The organism is Pseudarthrobacter sp. NPDC059871 (assembly GCF_042731175.1).
GTDB lineage: Bacteria > Actinomycetota > Actinomycetes > Actinomycetales > Micrococcaceae > Arthrobacter.
The window spans coordinates 75,559-94,271 of the sequence record NZ_JBHWJV010000005.1 but is presented as its reverse complement, the minus strand read 5'-3'; the positions used below and the strand labels follow the sequence as shown (position 1 = coordinate 94,271).

The 18,713-nt window shown below is 66.8% G+C and carries 16 protein-coding genes, 1 pseudogene and 1 riboswitch; of the genes and pseudogenes, 12 read left to right on the top strand and 5 right to left on the bottom strand.

All coding sequences use genetic code 11. From position 1 onward, the window contains the following. Window positions 1-168 precede the first annotated feature (168 nt). Window positions 169-2,370, bottom strand: a complete 2,202-nt coding sequence (locus ACFV4R_RS08635; protein WP_377201947.1) for an MMPL family transporter — start codon at window positions 2,368-2,370, stop codon at window positions 169-171. 220 nt (window positions 2,371-2,590) lie between these two features. On the opposite strand from ACFV4R_RS08635, the gene ACFV4R_RS08630 reads away from it, so the two are divergent. From ACFV4R_RS08630 to ACFV4R_RS08610, 5 genes are all read left to right on the top strand, one after another. After that, on the top strand, window positions 2,591-3,121 hold the full coding sequence (locus ACFV4R_RS08630) for a MarR family winged helix-turn-helix transcriptional regulator (protein ID WP_377201946.1): 531 nt from the start codon (window positions 2,591-2,593) through the stop codon (window positions 3,119-3,121). Window positions 3,122-3,188: 67 nt separating this feature from the next. Further along, entirely contained in the window at window positions 3,189-4,007 is an 819-nt protein-coding gene (locus tag ACFV4R_RS08625) for a methyltransferase domain-containing protein (protein ID WP_377201945.1), read from the top strand. A 144-nt stretch (window positions 4,008-4,151) separates the two neighbouring features. Next, window positions 4,152-4,775 carry a LysE family transporter gene (locus ACFV4R_RS08620; protein ID WP_377201944.1) on the top strand — a complete coding sequence of 208 codons (624 nt, stop codon included), beginning with the start codon at window positions 4,152-4,154 and terminating at the stop codon, window positions 4,773-4,775. 160 nt (window positions 4,776-4,935) lie between these two features. Further along, window positions 4,936-5,475 carry a low molecular weight protein-tyrosine-phosphatase gene (locus tag ACFV4R_RS08615; RefSeq protein WP_377201943.1) on the top strand — a complete coding sequence of 180 codons (540 nt, stop codon included), beginning with the start codon at window positions 4,936-4,938 and terminating at the stop codon, window positions 5,473-5,475. Between the two features lie 19 nt (window positions 5,476-5,494). Continuing rightward, a complete protein-coding gene (locus tag ACFV4R_RS08610; protein ID WP_377201942.1) occupies window positions 5,495-7,627 on the top strand; it encodes a chorismate-binding protein in 2,133 nt (710 codons plus the stop codon). A gap of 28 nt (window positions 7,628-7,655) precedes the next feature. On the opposite strand, the gene cls is transcribed toward ACFV4R_RS08610, so the two are convergent. Further along, the gene (gene cls / locus ACFV4R_RS08605) at window positions 7,656-9,095 is read right to left on the bottom strand and encodes a cardiolipin synthase (RefSeq protein WP_377202087.1); all 1,440 of its coding nucleotides are present in this window, start codon (window positions 9,093-9,095) and stop codon (window positions 7,656-7,658) included. Between the two features lie 130 nt (window positions 9,096-9,225). On the opposite strand from cls, the gene ACFV4R_RS08600 reads away from it, so the two are divergent. Together ACFV4R_RS08600 and ACFV4R_RS08595 are read left to right on the top strand one after the other, a co-directional pair. After that, window positions 9,226-10,155, top strand: coding sequence for an aminodeoxychorismate lyase (locus ACFV4R_RS08600; protein ID WP_377201941.1), 930 nt, complete (start codon window positions 9,226-9,228; stop codon window positions 10,153-10,155). 60 nt (window positions 10,156-10,215) lie between these two features. Beyond that, window positions 10,216-10,680 carry a pyridoxamine 5'-phosphate oxidase family protein gene (locus ACFV4R_RS08595; RefSeq protein ID WP_377201940.1) on the top strand — a complete coding sequence of 155 codons (465 nt, stop codon included), beginning with the start codon at window positions 10,216-10,218 and terminating at the stop codon, window positions 10,678-10,680. A gap of 15 nt (window positions 10,681-10,695) precedes the next feature. On the opposite strand, the gene ACFV4R_RS08590 is transcribed toward ACFV4R_RS08595, so the two are convergent. After that, window positions 10,696-11,403: a TetR/AcrR family transcriptional regulator C-terminal domain-containing protein gene (locus ACFV4R_RS08590; protein WP_377201939.1), complete on the bottom strand. Its 708-nt coding sequence runs from the start codon at window positions 11,401-11,403 to the stop codon at window positions 10,696-10,698. 239 nt (window positions 11,404-11,642) lie between these two features. Between ACFV4R_RS08590 and ACFV4R_RS08585 the strand changes: the two genes are divergently transcribed. After that, complete coding sequence (locus tag ACFV4R_RS08585) at window positions 11,643-11,897, top strand: hypothetical protein (RefSeq protein WP_377201938.1); 255 nt, start codon at window positions 11,643-11,645, stop codon at window positions 11,895-11,897. A gap of 116 nt (window positions 11,898-12,013) precedes the next feature. Then, entirely contained in the window at window positions 12,014-12,607 is a 594-nt protein-coding gene (locus ACFV4R_RS08580) for a GNAT family N-acetyltransferase (protein WP_377201937.1), read from the top strand. Window positions 12,608-12,641: 34 nt separating this feature from the next. On the opposite strand, the pseudogene opgC reads toward ACFV4R_RS08580, so the two are convergent. Then, a pseudogene (opgC, locus tag ACFV4R_RS08575) lies at window positions 12,642-15,121 on the bottom strand (OpgC domain-containing protein). A gap of 239 nt (window positions 15,122-15,360) precedes the next feature. Next, window positions 15,361-15,475: riboswitch (SAM riboswitch) on the top strand. A 13-nt stretch (window positions 15,476-15,488) separates the two neighbouring features. On the opposite strand from opgC, the gene ACFV4R_RS08570 reads away from it, so the two are divergent. From ACFV4R_RS08570 to ACFV4R_RS08560, 3 genes are read left to right on the top strand one after another with little or no spacing between them, the layout of a single operon-like run. Beyond that, window positions 15,489-15,767: a DUF1737 domain-containing protein gene (locus ACFV4R_RS08570; RefSeq protein WP_377201936.1), complete on the top strand. Its 279-nt coding sequence runs from the start codon at window positions 15,489-15,491 to the stop codon at window positions 15,765-15,767. Continuing rightward, on the top strand, window positions 15,764-16,174 hold the full coding sequence (locus ACFV4R_RS08565; protein WP_377201935.1) for a rhodanese-like domain-containing protein: 411 nt from the start codon (window positions 15,764-15,766) through the stop codon (window positions 16,172-16,174). Before ACFV4R_RS08570 ends, ACFV4R_RS08565 begins: the two co-directional genes overlap by 4 nt. Beyond that, on the top strand, window positions 16,175-17,383 hold the full coding sequence (locus ACFV4R_RS08560; RefSeq protein WP_377201934.1) for an O-succinylhomoserine sulfhydrylase: 1,209 nt from the start codon (window positions 16,175-16,177) through the stop codon (window positions 17,381-17,383). A 95-nt stretch (window positions 17,384-17,478) separates the two neighbouring features. Here ACFV4R_RS08560 and ACFV4R_RS08555 read toward each other — a convergent pair whose 3' ends face one another. Further along, a complete protein-coding gene (locus tag ACFV4R_RS08555; protein WP_377201933.1) occupies window positions 17,479-18,699 on the bottom strand; it encodes a glutamate--cysteine ligase in 1,221 nt (406 codons plus the stop codon). Between the last annotated feature and the right edge of the window lie 14 nt (window positions 18,700-18,713).

The following is an 18,713-nucleotide window of genomic DNA, read 5'->3' as shown; positions in this document are numbered from 1 at the left end:
GCGCATGGGCAGTTTATCGGGCCACGGAGCCCGCCAACAGGGTGCGGAACCCAACCTTTCCGGCACCCCAGCCGGTCAGCCCGGCCACCGGATACGGCTGCTGCCGCCACCGTGGAGCGGTGGCGGCAGCAGGGCCGAACGGATAGGTGGCCGGCGGTGCGCCGGCCGTCAGCGGCTGGAGACCTGCTCGAAAGGTTCGACGCCGGGCTCCCGCGGCTTCTCCGCAGCGCCGCCGCCGGCCCGGGCGAGCTTGCCGGGCCACCAGATCTTCGGGCCGAGGTCGTAGGCCAGGGCCGGCACCAGCAGCGAGCGCACCAGCACGGTATCCAGCAGCACGCCGAAGGCCACAATGAAGGCCAGCTGCACCAGGAACATGATGGGGATGACGCCCAGGGCAGCAAAGGTTGCAGCCAGGACCACGCCGGCTGAGGTGATGACGCCGCCGGTGACGCCGAGGCCGCGCAGGATGCCGGGCCGTGTTCCGTGCTTGATGGATTCTTCCCGGACGCGGCTCATCAGGAAGATGTTGTAGTCCACGCCCAGGGCCACCAGGAAGACGAACCCGAACAGCGGGACGGTGGCATCTGCGCCCGGGAAGCCCAGGAGGTTGTTGAACACCAGCGCGGAGACACCCATGGCGGCGGCGTAGGACAGCACCACGGAGAGCACCAGCAGGACCGGCGCCACGATGGAGCGCAGCAGCAGCATCAGGATGAAGAGGATGACCACCAGGACCACGGGGATGATGATCACCAGGTCACGCTGGGCGGTGGTGTTGGTGTCCAGCGCGGTGGCAGTGACGCCACCCACCAGGGCGCCGGAGTCAACGGCCTTCACGTCAGTCCGGAGCGCCTTGACGGCTTCTTCTGCCTCGAGGGAGTCCGCTGCCGAGTTCAGGGTGGCGTTGATGAGGACCTTGCCCTCGCGGACGTCCGGCTCGCTGGGCGCGCCGGGGGCTCCGGTGATGGGCACACTGCCCTGGGCCAGCAGGTAAGCGTCGCCCACGCCGTCGGCCGCCTTGACCGTATCCAGGACTTCCTGCGCCTTGGCCTGGTCCGCAACCACGACGGCGGGGCTGCCGCTGCCGGCGTCGAAGTGGCGCGCCAGCGCATCCTGGCCGTCCACGGCATTGGAGGCGGTGAGGATCACGTCGGTCTGGGGCACCCCGTTGGCCTTCAGCTGCAGGACGCCTGCCGAGGCAACCACCAGGAGCAGGACGGAGCCGATCCAGATGGTCCGCGGGCGGCGGGACACCAGTGAACCGGTGGCGCGCCACAGCCCCTTCTGGCCCTCGAGCCCGGTAACCAGCTCGGGCTCGCGCTCGTCGGCGGGCACCAGCTTGGGCCGGAAGGGCCAGAACGCTGCACGGCCCAGCAGGGCCATGAGGGCGGGCAGGAGGGTCAGCGCGGCAAACAGCGAGCAGAGGATGCCCGCCGCGGCCACCGGACCCAGGGCCTTGTTGGAGTTGAGGTCGGAGAACAGCAGGCACAGCAGCGCGATGATTACCGTGGCGCCGGAGGCCAGGATGGGCTCGAAGGATGCCTTCCACGCAGTGATCACCGCCGACGTCCGGTTGATGGTGTGGGTGAGCGCCTCACGGAAGCGCGCCACGAACAGCAGGGCATAGTCCGTTGCTGCGCCGATCACCAGGATGGACAGGATGCCCTGGCTTTGGCCGTTCAGCTGGATCCAGCCGGCTTTGGCCATGCCGAACACCAGCAGGATGGCTGCGCAAAGGGCGAACACGGATGTCAGCAGGACCATGATGGGCAGCAGCAGGGACCGGTAAACGATCAGCAGGATCACGAACACGGCAGACAGCGCCACCAGCAGGAGGATGCCGTCAATCCCGCCGAACGCCGCTGTCAGGTCTGCTGCCAGTCCCGCAGGACCGGTGACGTAGGTCTGCATTCCCTCGGGCGCCGCCTCCGCCACGGTGTCCCGCAACTCCTTGACGGCCTCCTTGACCTCCACCGAGCCGCCGATCGGGGCGATGAACTGCACGGCCTTGCCATCCGCGGACGGAATGGGGCCGATCACCGCGCTGCCCAATTTCAGTTCTTCCAGGGTTGTCCGGAGCCCGGCCACTTCACCGAGCTGGGCGGGAGTGAAGGCCTCGGCGTTCTCGATGACGATTACTCCGGGAACCTCGTCCGAGTCACGGAATTTCGCCTGCCAGTCCTGGGCCTCCGTGGCCTCGGCACTGGCCGGCAGGAACGACGCCTGGTCGTTGGAGGAGACCTCCTCCAACCGGCCGAAGGTGGGGCCGCCGATGCCGGCAAGGCCGAGCCAGGTCAGCACCAGAATGACGGGGATGAGCCAGCGGAGCCAGAACGGGACGCGTTCCTTGGCTGCAGTCTGATGTTTCATGATGCCTTCCATGCGGATGGTCCACGCGGGACAAAGCGGAGTAGGATTGATTCCACCTTAGACTATCTCCATGATAGAGATAAGTGCCAGTCGAGCTTTTTAGTTGGCGAGGTCCGCTGCTGGCCCCGGGCCATTGCCACGCAATACCAAGTCAGCTGCAGTAATATCCTCAGGGCCAGTGCGCGCAGACGGACGGCCCCGCGAACTCCAGGAGGTGACGATGAACGGCAGCAACCCGGGCAACACCGGCCCGGCCGCGCCTGAAACACCTCGCGCCGGCGGACCCCACCCCCTGGTCCGGCTGCTGCAGGACTTCACGCTGGAGGCCAACCGCTACGTGGACGCCGCCGGCGGCCGCAAGGACATGCACCGGACGGATCTGAACGCCCTGGCCGTCATCATGCGCCACACCGCGAAGGGCAACGTGGTCACGCCCGGGCTCCTCCGCAAGGAACTGAACCTGAGCTCACCGGCCACCACGGCCCTGATCGACAGGCTGGACAACTCGGGCCACGTGGTCCGCGAGCGCCACAGCTCGGACCGCCGCCAGGTCCAGCTGAAGATGACCCCCAAGGCCTTCACCGAGGGCGGTGCCATCTTTGCGCCACTTTCACGGCACATGGGAAAGGCCATGGCGGAGTTCACTGACGCTGAGCTGGACACCGTTTCGCGCTTCATGGCCGCCATGGTGGACGCCACGATCGCCGCCCGCGAGGATTCCCCTGAGCCCTCCGGCCACCCCGCCACGTAGCAGACACTCCCGTTTTTGACGGCTCTAACGGCAGTCCCTGCCGCCTGGTTGGGAGTAGCGTTTGTCCATGAGCGACCAGCAGCCTGAAGACGACGTCTACACGCACGGCCACCATGAGTCCGTGGTCCGGGCCCATGCCGCCAGGACCGCCGAGAATTCAGCGGCGTTCGTCCTGCCGCACCTCACCCGGGGAACGAACGTGCTCGACGTCGGATGCGGGCCGGGCAGCATCACGTGCGACTTTGCCGCCGTGGTAAGCCCGGGCAAGGTCACCGGCCTGGACCGCTCACCGGACATCATCGCCCAGGCCCAGGCGCTCGCCGTCGAACGCGAAGTGCCCAACGTGGAATTCGTGGCCGGCAACATCTACGATCTCGACTTCGCGGACGGTACGTTCGACGTGGTCCACGCCCACCAGGTGCTGCAGCACCTGACCGACCCCGTCGAGGCGCTGCGGGAAATGCGCCGGGTGGCCAAGCCGGGCGGCATCGTTGCAGTGCGGGACGCCGACTTCCACGGGATGAGCTGGTACCCCGCCATCCCCGAGCTGGACGAATGGATGGACCTCTACCAGCTCATCGCGCGGCGGAACGGGGCCGAGCCCGACGCCGGGCGGCGCCTGGTCAGCTGGGCCCAGTCCGCGGGCTTTCACGACGTCGCCCCCACCAGCAGCAACTGGCTCTATGCCACGGGCCAGCAGCGCCGCTGGCAGGCCCGCGTCTGGGGTGAACGGGTACTTCATTCGGCGTTCGCGGAGCAGGCCCTGGAGTACGGTTTCGCCAACCCGGCGGACCTGGCACGGATCTCGGCCGGCTGGCACCGCTGGGGTTCCACTGACGACGGCTGGTTCCTGATTCCGAACGGGGAGGTCATCGCCCGCGCATAGGTTGGGCCGGCTTTCCGAACTGCTGAACCTCGTGGAACGCGGCGAGGTCGTGGTCATCGCGAAAGCCGAACGCCCAGCAGGCCTTCGAACCGGTGGCCACACTGTGGTGACGGGCCGGCCGGCCGGCCCGCGTAAGATTGGTTAGTGCAATTTTCCCTGTGGCTGGCCCTTGCAGGCGCCGGCGCCCTCATCAGTTTCACGCCCGGCGCCGGGGCCATCAACACCATGAGCAATTCCCTGAACGCCGGGTTCCGCCGTTCCATCTGGGGAATCCTTGGCCAGCAGGCAGCGCTCATTGTCCATGTGCTCATTGTGGCGCTGGGCGTGGGTGTCCTGGTTTCCGGCTCACCGCTGGCCTTCAACATCATCCGGTACGCCGGGGCCGCCTACTTGGTCTACCTGGGCATCCGGCAGTTCCTCAGCAAGCCCGCCGTCCAGGAGGAGCAGGCGGCCGCGCCCACGTTCGAACCCGCCGCGTCCATCTTCCGCCGGGGTTTCTGGGTCAACCTCCTGAACCCCAAAGCGATTGTCTTCTTCCTGGCCTTCACCCCGCAGTTCATCCGGCCCGAAGAATCGCTGATTACCCAGTACGCCATCCTGACTGCCACCATCGTGGCCATCGACATCCTGGTCATGTGGTTCTTCTTCGCCGCGGCCGCGCGGTCCTTCCAGCGCTTCACGCAGACCGAACGGGGTCAACTGGTCCTCAGCAAGGTGTTCGGAGTGCTGTTCGTCGGCGTCGGAATCCTGCTGGCTTTCATCCACTGACCGGCAAGTTCGGCCGCGGACAGGCAGCCGCCCGGAGGTGCCGGGGCGCTGAACCCTATTCATTACCCATTTCCAGCAGCCGTCATGCATCTTTACAAATCCGTCAAATATTGTGAATCGCCGCTGGCCAACGGTGGCCATAAAGCGCATGCTTAGACACATGAACTCAACGTCGAGCCCATACCGCGTCATTGCCGTTTGCACGGGCAATATCTGCCGCTCCCCCATGGCTGAACTCATGCTCCGGGCGGCACTGGAACGCGAGGGGCTGGACAACCTGGTGATGGTGGACTCTGCCGGCACCACCGGGTACGAGGCGGGGCGGCCCATCGATCCACGTGCCGCCCGCCGGCTGGCCATCACGCAACTCACGACGGACTTCCATGTGGCCAGGGAGTGGGACCACGGCTGGTTCCGCGACCGGGACCTGATCCTCGCGCTGGACATCGACCACTACGCGTGGCTGAGCCAGGCAGCTCCGGACAGGGAGTCGCTGGAGAAGATCCGGATGCTCCGCAGCTTCGACCCCGCCATGACCGGCCGGGACCTCCTGGACCAGGGCATCGAGGATCCCTGGTACGGCGGCCACGCCGATTTTGACGCCGTCTGGCATCAGATCCACACCGCAATGCCCGGCCTCGTCGACCACATCCGGGCAGCGGTTGCAAGCAATGCACGCCTGGCGCGGCAGGCGCACTGAAAACGGTACGCTCTACTCCATGAGCCCAGCCCCCGTCATCATCGCCATTGACGGACGCTCGGGTGCAGGCAAGACCACCCTCGCCGTGGAACTGGCCGCGCGGCTGCGCGCCCGCCACAAGGTGTCGCTGTTCCACCTCGAGGACATCTACCCCGGCTGGAACGGCCTGGCCGCCGGCATCGAACGCTACGTCCGCACCGTCCTTGAACCGCTCAGCCGCGGTGAGGCCGCCACCTGGACCAGCTGGGACTGGGAAAAGCATTACGACGGCGATCCCCGGGTCACGCTTCCCGCCGAGATTGTCATCGTGGAGGGTGTCGGTGCCGCGGCGGCCGCCGCGCGGCCCTTCCTGGGAGCGGTCATCTGGGCGGACTCACCGGAGGAAGTCCGCCGCACCCGCGCGCTGAAGCGGGACGGCGAAACCTATGAACCGTACTGGGACCAGTGGGCCGCCCAGGAGTCCGAGTGGCTGGCCGGGGACGATGTTGCCGCCGAGGCGGACCTGCACATCCGGAACGTGGCCGATGGCAGCGCGCCGGAGGACGTGCTGCAGCTGCTGCCGTATCTCCCGGTGCTGGCCCAGGTCCTCGCCCCCGAACTGTCTGCCCGCCGTGGCCTGACCCTCCGTGCGGAACGGCTCGACGCGCGCCCGCAGGCCGCCGAACTGTTCCGTGCCCTGTACGGCTCGTCCGCCAACGCGGTCTGGCTTGACTCGTCCAATGCCGGAGCATCGCTCAATACAGTGCCGGCGGCGGGCGGGGACCCCGCCGATCCAACTGTCCGTACGGCCGCCGAACGCAGCCGCTTCAGTATTTTGGCGGACGACGGCGGCACGTTCGGCCAGTCCGTCACGCACCGGTCCGGGGCCAGCCACATCAGCGCCGGTTCCGTGACCGCCACCGTGGACGGCCCGTTTTTCCGGTGGCTGGACACCGTGTGGGGCCGCCGGGCGGTCCGCGCACCGGAAGGCTACCCCGGAGAGTTCACCCTGGGGTGGCTGGGCTACCTGGGCTACGAGCTGAAACGGGAAACCGGCGGCACCGATGTTTCCGCGGCCACGCCGGACGCTGCGCTGATCTTCGCCGGACGGGCAGTTGTCCTGGACCATGCGGAAGGCACGGCCTGGCTCCTGGCACTGGACGCCCCGGACGCCTCCGAATGGCTGGACACCGCACGGGCGGCCGTGCAGGCCGCAGCAGCTGCACCCACCGGATCGGGCAGCCAGGACGCCGCGGAACTGGGCGGCGCTGCCGTTGTTGGCGGCAGCACCGGCGTCGGCAACTCCCCTGCGCCTGCGTTCGCGAGCCGGGATACCGGCACCGCCTACCGGGCCAAAATTATTGAGGCGCAGCGCGAAATTTCCGAGGGCAACACCTACGAAGTCTGCCTGACCACCACCCTCGCGGCCCGGGTTCCGGCCGGTTCCCTGGACCCGTGGAACACCTACCTGGCCCTGCGCCGCCGGAACCCGGCACCCTTCGCCAGCTACCTGGCGTTCGATGGGCTGGCGGTCGCCAGCACGTCGCCGGAACGGTTCCTGCGGATAGCGGCCGACGGCGGCATGCGAGCCGAGCCCATCAAGGGCACCCGCCGCCGGGCTGCCGACGCCGCTGAGGATGCCGCCCTCCGCACGGAGCTTGCCACATCGCTGAAGGACCGGGCCGAGAACATCATGATCGTGGACCTGCTGCGGAACGACCTCAGCCATTTCGCGGTCCCCGGCTCCGTGACGGTGAGCCGGCTGTGCGCGATCGAAAGCTATGCCACCGTGCACCAAATGGTGAGCACCATCGACGCCACCCTGCCGCCGGGTTCCCCGCGGGCGGAAGCCGTGGCGGCCTGCTTTCCTGCCGGTTCGATGACCGGTGCGCCGAAGATCAGCACCATGGCCATCCTCGACCGGCTGGAAGCCGGCCCCCGGGGCATCTATTCGGGGGCCATCGGATATTTCTCGCTGAACGGTGCCACGGACCTGGCTGTCGCCATCAGGACCCTGGTGATCAGCGCGGACGGCGACGGTACGGCGGAACTGACCCTCGGCGTCGGCGGCGCCATCACGTCCGACTCCGTACCTGACGAGGAATACGACGAAATCCGCACCAAGGCCTACGGGGTGCTCTCAACCCTCGGCGCGGAATTCCCCAACCCCTAAGGCACCGGGCGGAGCTGGCTGGCCGGCTTTATTGGACGGTTGCCGTCAGCCTCGCCACGTTGTCCACATAGCGTGCAGCGAGCGGCCGGTTCAGCCAGTCCGACAGCCGCAGCTCATGGGAGATGTCCCGGTACGTGTTCTCCACCGCGCGCATCTTGGTCACGATGTCCGCGCCGAGCAGCATGACGGACACCTCAAGGTTCAGCGAAAACGAGCGCATGTCCATGTTGCTCGAGCCCAGGACTGCCACCTCGTCGTCGATGGTGAAGTGCTTGGCGTGCAGCACGAACGGCGCCTTGTACAGGAAGATCCGCACACCGGCCTCGAGCAGCGCCTCGTAGTAGGACTGCTGCGCGTGGTGGACCAGGAACTGGTCGCCCTTTTCGGAAACGAACAGTTCAACGTCCACGCCGCGCTGGGCTGCCGTGGTGATGGCGTACAGCAGGGAATCATCCGGGACGAAGTACGGGCTGCAGATGGAAATCCGGTGCTGCGCCGAGTAGATCAGGGTGTTGAACAGCCGCAAGTTGTTCTCCGTGATGAATCCCGGGCCGCTGGGCACCACCTGGGCGGTGACGTGCCCCGGCGCCGTGTCCACCGGAAGCTGCAGCTGGTGCTCAAGCGATTCATCGGTTTCGCTGAGCCAGTCGGTGGCGAAGACGACGTTGAGGGTGGTCACGATCGGTCCGCGGAGGCAGGCCATCAGCTCAACCCATTCGCGGCCGGCCTTGCGGTGGCGGGGGTTGTTGTAGGAGGGCTCAATGAGGTTCTGCGAACCGGTGAAGGCCAACTCACCATCCACCACCATGATCTTGCGGTGGTTCCGGAGGTCCGGCCTGCGCCATTGTCCGTGGATGGGTAGCAGGGGCAGCATGCGCTTCCACTGGATCTTGCCGGCTTTGAGTCGCTTGAGGAGGTTCTTGTAGCCCTTGACCCGCAGGGTGCCGATGTGGTCAAAAAGCACGCGCACCTCGACGCCGCGTTCGGCGGCTTCCTCGAGGGCAGTCAGGAGGTCATCGGTGATGTGGTCGGTGCTCATGATGTAGAACTCGGCGTTGACGAACTTCTTCGCCTTCCGCACCGCATCGGTCATGGCAAAGATCGAGTCCGGGTAACCGGGGATGAGGTCCACCGTGTTGCCGTCCACCATGGGCAGCGAACCTAGCCGGCGGTTCAGTTCCCCGGCCGATTTCACCCACTCGGGGCCCTGGTAGTCGCTCTCCGCGTCCGAGAGGGCCGTGATGCCCGCCTGCACCCTTTCGTTGACCTGCTGCTGCTGCTCGCGGCGCCGGCTGGACAGCCGGAAGTTGCCGAAGAGCAGGAAGAGGACGATGCCCACGAAGGGCACGAAGAAGATGCCCAGCAGCCAGGCCATGGCCGTAGTGGGGCGTCTGTTGCCGGGGATGATCCCCAGGGCCAGGATCCTGATGGCGAGGTCTGCCACGCCAAGGATCACCACGACCCACATCGGCGCGGTGCCGGCAAGCGAAAATGGCCACAACACGAGTTAACCCCCGGAAGACGGGCTCCCGGGGGACCGTTTCCGCCCGGGGCACTCCGCCCAGCTTATCCGCGTGGCGCCGCACTAAGCTGGAGCCATGACCTCTCCCGCTCCCGTGGTACTCGTTTTCCTTGATCCTGCCTTCCCCGATGGCCGGCTGGCCGACGCCTCTCAGCCCCAGCTGATGGTCACGGACCAGGGGGCAACCCGGGGCGACGGCATCTTCGAGACGATGCTTGCCGTGCGCGGATCGGTCCGGAAGATGCAAGCCCACCTGGACCGCCTGGGCGGCTCAGCCGAGGCGCTGGACCTCAGCATTCCGGGACAGGATGAGTGGCGGCGCGCCATCGCTGCCGGCATTGCCGAGCACCACGCGCAGTACCCGGCCGCCACTCCCGGCGACGACGAACTGGTGGTCAAGCTGGTGGTCACCCGCGGCGTTGAAGGCGCGGCCTCCCCCACGGCCTGGGTGCAGGTCTCCCCGGCGCCCGCCGCCGGCCGCCGCCAGCGCGAAACGGGCATCGATGTCCTCTTCCTTGACCGCGGCTACGACAGCGACGTTGCCGAGCGCGCACCGTGGCTGCTCCTGGGTGCCAAGACGCTCTCCTACGCCGTCAACATGGCCGCGCTCCGCCATGCCCGCAAGCAGGGCGCCGATGACGTCATCTTCCTGTCCTCCGATGGCCGCGTGCTGGAAGGACCCACGTCCACGGTGCTGCTGGCCCATGTGGAAAAGTCCGGCGACGGCACCGTCCTCAAGCGCCTCATCACCCCGCAGCTGGACAGCGGCATCCTCCCCGGAACATCCCAGGGCGCCCTGTTCACCGCAGCAAAGGCAGCGGGCTGGGAACTGGGCTACGGGCCCCTGGAACCGCAGGACCTGCTGGATGCCGACGCGGTCTGGCTGATCTCCAGTGTCCGCCTGCTCGCCCCCGTCAACACGATCGACGGCAAGCAGATCGGCACACCGTCCCTCCAGAAGGAACTGACAGCCGAACTCACCGAGCTTTACGCGGGAATCCAATAGCGCTGAAACAAGGGGTGAAGTCCCTTTTCCGTATTCCGCTTCGCCCGTAAGGTGTGGACCATGGACTCGCTCAAGCTGCCAATCGAAAACCTTTCCTTTGACGACTGCTGGGATCTTCTTTCAGGCGACACGCTGGGCAGGCTGGCCATCGTCGTCGACGGCCACCCTGAGGTCTTCCCCGTCAATTTCGTTGTCCACCGCCGGAGTATCGCGTTCCGCACGGCGGCCGGTTCCAAGCTGTGGGGCGCCATGATGGAACGCCCGGCGGCCCTGGAAATCGACGGCTACGACCCCGCCACGGAGCTTGCGTGGAGCGTGGTGGTACGCGGCGATACCCAGGTCATTGAGGACCAGGCGGAAATGGATGCCGTGGACGGCCTGGGGCTGGAGCCCTGGCAGCCGGGTGAAAAATCAAATTACATCAGGCTCAACGCCAAGGCCCTGACGGGCCGCCGGTTCAAGGTGAACCGGCCGGACATCTGGAACACCCGGCTGCAGGACCGCAGGCGCGCTGCATTCGAGTAGCCGGCAACGGTGCCGCTAGGAGCGGTTTGCCGTCAGGGAAAGCTGCTTTTCCAGCCCCGAGAGCAAGATGGTGATGCCCTGGTCGAGTTCCTCGGAACCGTCATAGTCCGCCAGGGCCGGCGCCAACGCCCGGAGCCGGGGAAATTCCTTCGCAGGCAGCCGATGCAGGCCCAGCCGGAGCAATGCCTCATTCTCGTCCGGGTCAACGATGTACTCCTGCAGCTCGTTGAGGAGATGGCCGTAAAGGAAACCGTAGTAGGCCCGGTAGACGTGGAGTGCGTCGGAGGGTCCGAAGCCCGCAGTAATCAGCAGGGAGAGGATTTGCTCGAGCGGCCGGAGGGTGCCCAGGGGGCGCATTCCCAGCGGCGTGGACAGCGGCCTCGTGACAAGCAGGGGCACCACGTTCGGGTGCTGGAGTGCCAGCAGCCGAAGGTTGTGGGCAATCGTGCGGAGTTGTTCCTTCCAGTCAGGGTCCTCTGGATGGATTGAAAGATCATCCAGTACCAGCTCCGCCACACCGTCAAGCAGAGCCGCACGGTTTTCTGCGTACCGGTACAGGCTCATGGGGTCGCGCCCCAGTTCCTGCCCGAGCCTGCGCATGGTGAGCGCTTCGACGCCGTCGGAATCGACTAGCTCAAGGGCCTTGGACAGCACCAGCTCCCGGCTTAGGCGCGGTTTAGACCGTGCCCCCGCGTCAGGCCTGCGGTTCACTGGGGAAGCCATGTGTACGTCCTTGCGTTGAGATCGCCCGAACCTGGCGGCTGCCGCACCGTTGTTGAGGGGCATTGCTTGTTATGTAGTCTACGGGTAAAGTCTACATTGTAGACGAAGGCATCGACCCGGCTGAGAAACTTCTATTTTCCACAGGGGCCCAGTCACACTCCATCGCCCCGTGCAGGGCGTGGGAGGCCCGCCGCTATAGCCGAATGGCGACACCATGCACTTAGCGAAGGGAAGCCGTCATGGCCAATTCGCAGTTTGATCTGTTCCTCCAGGAAGCCACCTACCTCGACGACGCCACAGAACATGGCCTTAACCGTGACCGCCTGTTCGGGCTGTACACCAGCTGGTGCTTCATCAACCAGCACTCCCCGGGAGCGGAACCGCAGTTCTGGGCAGCCATGAAGCACCGGATCAACCCGCGGCACAACCGCCTGCGGATGAAAGGCCCGGCCGCTGCCGACTACATCGTCGCCAGCTATCCCGGCCTCATCTAGCGAACGAAACAAGATGCTGTGGCACCGCGGGTGCCACAGCATCTTTCATTTAGGCCCCTCAGCAAAACCATCCGCCGGGCTGCAGCTATCTCGCAGCCGCACGGCACAATCGAGGGATGAATACTCCCAGTCCCGGGCCCGCCGGCGATCCAGAAGAACTGCTTCACGGCGTGGGCGTCCGGCTTCTCCATGACGGTGATGGCCATGCCCTGGCAGAGGCCTATACCCGGAACCGGGAGCACCTCTCACCGTGGGAACCCCAGCGGCCGGAGGAGTTTTATACCGCCCGGCGCCAGCTGGAGCTCATCCAAGCCAAGCTTGGGCAGCTGGCGTTGGGGACAGAAGTTCCCTGGGTTCTTACCGAGGGTTCCGGCAGCCCGTCGGCCGGCCAGCGCATCGTCGGAACCATCACCCTCACCGGAATTGTCCGGGGTCCGTTCCTCAGCGCCAACCTCGGTTACTGGGTGGACCACGGCCTCCTGGGGCGGGGGGTCGGCACGGCGGCTGTCAGGTTCGCGGCAGGCTACGCGCACAGGGAGCTTGGCCTGCACCGTATCCAGGCCGCCACCCTGCTGCACAACGCGGCGTCGCGGCGCATCCTGGGCCGGGCAGGGTTCCGGGAGATCGGGGTTGCCCCGGAGTACCTGCAGATCGCCGGAACATGGCAGGACCACCTGCTGCACCAGCTCATCCTGCCGCACGGACAGTGACCGTGGGCGGCCACGCCAGGCTCCCGAACAGGTCCTAGGTGGGAATGATCCTGAAGAGGAACTTCGTCCGGACCATCGCCCACAGGAGCCCGAGGACCACGGCATAGGCGGCGGTGTTAAGCAGAACGTTCTCCTGCTGCAGCGCGGGGATGTTGGCCACCACGGCGATCAGCACCACGTGCATGATGAACACGTAGAGGGTGGCGCGCCCCAGGGGAATCAGGAACCATCCCAGCACCCGCTCGATGGGTTTCCAGTACGCCGTCAGGAGCGCGTAGGCAGCCACCACCAGGATCAGCACGTTGAGCAGCCGGCCCGGAGCCAGATAGGTGCGGGCAAACAGTGCGTCGTACATGGCCCGGTACGTCGTGTCCGGAATCAGGGCCAGGCGGACGTCGAAGCCGTTGGCCAGGTAGGGGTTACCCCAGGACAGGAACGCGAAGAGCAGCGCGACGGCGGTGCATGCCGCTACCAGCCACGTCCTCGCAGACAGCCACGCCACGATGGTCCGCCGGTGGTAGCCCGCCACGAGCCCGATGACGAACAGCACCTGCCATACAAGCAGCGGGAACGAATCCTCGAACTGCGACGGCAGGAGCCGAAAGCGCGTGATGGAGCCGACGGCGTAGAGTCCGAGCGTCGCGGCCAGCACCCAGAGGGCCTTCCCGCGGCTGAGCGCGGCGAGGATCAGCGGGCTGACCAGCAGCAGCACCACGTACAGGCCCATGACGTTGAACTGCCAGGGGCCGAACTGCAGCAGGAGGACGGCAGGAAGAATCTGCGGCGGCACCGGGAACTGGAAGAGGGATTCCATCCCCGCGTACAGGTCGTAGGTGCGGCCGGCACCCTGGTGGCCGGCCCCGCCGGTCCCCTGGTCCACGAACGTGGTGAGGGCTTCGGTCCGGAAAATGGGGAGGAGCGAAACCAGGAACACGCCCACCAGGACCACCAGCGCCGTCAGGTACAGCTTGCCGGCCCGGCGGGACGTCAGGTCCAGCACCGTGCCAAAGTCCTCGCGCACCCGGGGGCCGTAGACCATGCCCACCACCAGCCCGGAAAACAGCACGAACAGTTCGGCGCCGCTGACGAACCCCACAGCTTCCTGGGTCAGCAGCTGGAACAGCGACGTCATGCCCAGGTGGTTGACCACCACGAAGACGATGGCCATGCCGCGGAGCAGGTCAACCCGCGAATCCCGCTTGGAGGGATCGGCGTAACCCAGGCGGTAGCGGCGTTCACCCTGCGGGGAACCTGCCACAGTGCCACCAGCAGGAGGATCAGCGCCACGCCCACCGTCCAGGCTGCGGCGCCCGTCAGGGTGTTGGCCCGGACATAGCTGCCGCCGGCGCCTACCTCCGTGACGGGTCCGGTCACCATTGACGAATCCTTCAGCTGCGCGTGGGCAGCCTCCGCCACGGCGGAATTGCCGGTCAGCAGCCAGCTGATGCTTGCCACTCCGGTGTCCCGGGTGCTGGTCCGTTCGTCCCACACCACCAGCGCAGTCTTCTGGAACTGGGCGGACGTGGCGGCTCCCACCACCTGGTCGAACCAGCCGGCCTTGACGTCCACCTCGGAGGCGCCCCCGGAGGAGGGGCTGTAGAACGCGGCGGTCTGCAGTACGAACGGTTTAGCACGCCCGGCCGAATAGTCGTTGTAGAAGTTTTCCCCGCCGGAGGCTGTGAGCATCTCCTGCAGCTCGCCCGGCCGGGGCACCGTGTTCACCGCCGCCCCGCCGGCCGTATCGTCGTGGAAGGCGGTCAGGCCCACCCAGTCCACGGCGTCATCGCCGGGATAGTACGGTTCGTAGGCGCTGTCGGCCCCGTCCCAGGTCCCGTCACCGTTGGTGTCGAGCAACGCGAAGCCCTCACTGCCGGGCGTGGGCGCGTTCCGGCTACGGGCGAAGGGATAGTCCTTGCCAAGGTACGGCTCCCACACCATCAGCGGGCCGCCGTCGGACTTCTTGAAGGCAGCGGACACCGCACGGAAGGCGTTCCGGTACGCGCCGGGCTGCTGGCCCCATTCCACCCAGCTGGCATTCATATCCGGGGCGAAACGAATGAGCACCTGCCCGGTAAAACCGGACGTCAGCCGCCGCACTTCGCCGGCAAAGGAAGCCGCCGCAGCGTCATCTATCTGGTCCAGGGGCACGCTGGGCTTCACGGTGAATATCGCGTGCGAGCCCTGCAGTGACGCCTGCTCCAGGAAGCCCCGGAGGTTGTTCTGCTCCGACGGGCGGTACGGCAGGGCGAGGTCGTGCCCGTAGGCTGCGGGGGAAGCGCCAAGCCGTTCGGCGAAACCGGCAGCGGAATCCTCACCCCATTCCAGCATTGCCCCGAACAGGGGTTTTCCCTCATCCGGGCTGAGGTCAGCCGCGCGGGCGGCACCTGCGGGCAGCACCACGGCACACGCTGCCAGCAGCAGGACGGCAAGGAATGTCCACCCCCTCGACGCGCCCGCGCGGAACGGACTGACCGAAGGCTTGGTGCGTCGTCGCGCGGATGTACGCGTGCTCATGGAACCCCCCGGTGCCGAAGACCTGGTGGGGCGGCGGCCCCACCTGTACTTTATCGGTCGCGGCCTGCCGGGAAAGCATGCAGGAAGCGTTGTAGAACCCGTCCACCTGCGGCAATGCCGTCGTCGGGCGCTTCCGCGAAAGGGCTCCGCACCCCTGTGACCCTGTGTTTCCGGTTCAGTTACGGAAGATGACGACGGCGGCGGTGCGGCTCCCGGCGGCAGGTGTTACGTTTTTGGGGAGTAATGAGTACCGGCACCAAGCCCTGACTGGCCGGTCGGCAACCCTCCTCCCACGGCGGGGTGCCTCAGGTGAATACTCGGCATATCGACCGATTCGAGCTGCAAGCGTGAGAGAAGGAGATCCGTCATGTCTGACGCACCTGTCCCCGAAGAGAAACTGTCCTACCGCCTGATCAGCGGCCCGGACGACCGCGCCTTTTGCGAGCGGATCTCGGCCGCCTTGGCGGAAGGGTATGTGCTGCACGGCAGCCCGGCAGCGACCTTCAACGGCAGCAGCGTCATCGTGGCCCAGGCAGTGGTGCTCCCGGCAGCCATCGCCTCCGCGGATGCCGCCGTCGCCACCGCCGTGGACAGCCTCGAATCCGCTACTGAAGAAACCGAATTCGACGGCGAGGGCCACGCATGAGCTACGCAGGAGACCTGACACCCCAGGAGGCCTGGGCCAAGCTGGAGCAGGGCGCCATCCTGGTGGACGTCCGCACGGAGGGCGAATGGGCGCACATTGGCATCCCGGACACCAAGGCCACGGACAACGATCCCCTGTTCATCCAGTGGACGTTCCCGGGCGGCATTCCCAACCCGGACTTCATTACAGACCTGGAGCAGCAGGGCCCGGAGAACCGCGGCACCGAACTGCTGTTCCTGTGCCGCTCCGGGCAGCGCTCCATCGCGGCGGCCACGGCGGCAACCCAGGCGGGTTTCACCTCCTACAACGTCCTGGAAGGCTTCGAAGGCGAACCGGACCGTTACGGCGAACGCACCGTCAACGGCTGGAAGAACCGCGGCCTGCCCACCAACCTCGGAAAGAACTAAGTGACCTTCAACGAAGACGCCGCCGGCTGGAGCCCTGACACCCAGGCCGTCCGCGGCGGGCTGGACCGCACCAACTTCCAGGAAACGTCCGAAGCGATATTCCTCAACTCCGGGTTCGTATACGAATCCGCTGCCGCTGCCGAGCGCGCCTTCACCGGCGAGGACGAACGCTTCGTCTACTCCCGCTACGGCAACCCCTCGGTGGCCACGTTCCAGGAACGCCTCCGCCTGCTGGAGGGCACCGAGGCATGTTTTGCGACGGCGTCCGGAATGTCCGCCGTCTTCACGGCCCTCGGTGCGCTGCTGGCTGCCGGGGACCGCGTGGTTGCTGCCCGGTCGCTGTTCGGCTCCTGCTTTGTGATCCTGAACGAGATCCTGCCCCGCTGGGGCGTGGAGACAGTCTTCGTCGACGGCCCGGACCTGGAGCAGTGGCGGTCCGCGCTGTCCGAGCCCACCACCGCTGTCTTCTTCGAATCCCCGTCCAACCCCATGCAGGAAATCGTGGACATCGCCGCGGTCAGCGAACTGGCGCACGCGGCGGGTGCCACCGTCGTCGTCGACAACGTGTTCGCCACTCCCCTGCTGCAGCGCTGCGGACAGCTCGGCGCCGACGTGATCGTCTATTCCGGCACGAAGCACATCGATGGCCAGGGCCGGGTTCTCGGCGGTGCCATCCTGGGCACCAAGGAATTCATTGACGGTCCCGTGAAGCAACTGATGCGCCACACCGGGCCCGCCCTGTCCGCGTTCAACGCCTGGGTGCTCACCAAGGGCCTGGAGACCATGGGCCTGCGCGTCAGCCACTCCTCGGCCACCGCCCTGCGGCTCGCCGAATGGCTGGAACAGCAGCCCGCCGTCAGTTGGGTCAAGTACCCGCTCCTGAAGTCACACCCGCAGTATGGGCTCGCCGCCAAGCAGATGAAGGCCGGCGGCACGGTGCTCACGCTTGAACTGGCGCCCTCGGGCGGGCGCTCCGGCAAGGAGGCCGCGTTCGCGCTGCTGGACGCGCTGCGGATCATCGACATTTCCAACAACCTGGGCGATTCCAAGTCCCTCATCACGCACCCGGCCACCACCACGCACCGGGCCATGGGTCCGGAGGGCAGGGCCGCGATCGGCCTGACCGACGGCGTGGTGCGCCTGTCCGTGGGGCTTGAGGACGCCGAGGACCTCATCGGCGACCTGGAACAGGCCCTCAAGCAGATCTAGGGTGATTCCGCTGCGGCGGCGCTGGTCCGGACACGGACGGCGTCGCGGGCGGAAGGCCTGCCGTGTTTTGATGGCGGGCCGCCCGGCAGTGCGGTCTAGGACTGCCGCACCCGCAGCAGTTCGGGAACATTGTCCACTTCCGAAGGATCCAGGGTGTCGCGCATGGTCACCCTGACCGCGTGTTTCACCACTGCGCCGAAGCCGAAGTCCTCGGGCTGGCCTGTCAGTGCCTTCTCCCGCACCTGCCGCTGCTCCGCCGAGCCCGTGCCGCGGGCAATGATGTCCTCCACGCCCTGCCGTGCCAGTGCCAACTCGCCCTGCTCGTCCAGCACCGGGGCGAGGTAATCCACCAGCGACCGGACCACGTCCGCGGCGCGGGCCGGACGGAAGTTGCCAAAGTCCAGCAACTCGCCCGTGAGCCCTGAGTTGCTCGCCTGCCACGATGCCATCCGCAGCAGGACCGTGGGGACCGGAGCCGGGTCCACGCCGTCGCGCCACTCCCTGCTGGCGGACTCCACCAGGGCCCGCACCAGGCAGCCGATCAGTGCGGCGTCGTCGGCGCGCAGGCAGACGTCCGCTACCCGGACCTCTACGGTGGGGTGGTTCCGCGAGAGCCGGGCGTCGAAATACAGCATGCCTTCGTCCAGCATCACGCCGCTGTCCAGGAGCCGCGTCACCACCCTGCGGTACGCGGCATAGGTGCCGTAGACGGCCGCCGGCCCGGACGTTGGCCACCGGTTCCAGGCCTGGGTCCGGTAGCTTTCGAAGCCGGTGGGCTGCCCGTTCCAGAAAGGCGAGTTGGCACTGAGCGCCGTCAGCACCGCCAGCTTGTCCCTGATCCGGTCCAGCACCGCCACGCCCTCATCCGGCGACTCGATATAGGTGTGGACGTGGAAGCCGCAGGTCAACTGCTCCTGGGCGGTCAACCCAAAGCGCTCCAGCATCTGGGCATACCGGGGGTCGGGAGTGGTGTGGCTGGTGGATCGAAGCGGCGAGGTTGCGAGCGCCGCAATCCGGGCATGGTTCTTTTGCGCCGCCTGGTCAGCGAGGGACCGCCCGGCACGGATCTGGTCCAGCAGCGTCCCGTAGTCCAGGCACGGCCGGGTCTGCGTCTCAATCTGCTCAAGCTTCAGCTCGGCGCTCAGGCCCATCCCGTCGTCGTGCGCCTTATCCTTGGCGGCCGGCGCCTGTGGAGGCTGCGGCAAATCATCGGCTGCCACGTGCCGCCCGGACAGGAGCGCGTCAGCAAGGGCGAGCGGTTCGCCGGACTCCGGATCAACAATCAGGAGTTCTTCCTCAACGCCGAAGGTACGCATAGTCACATTCTGCG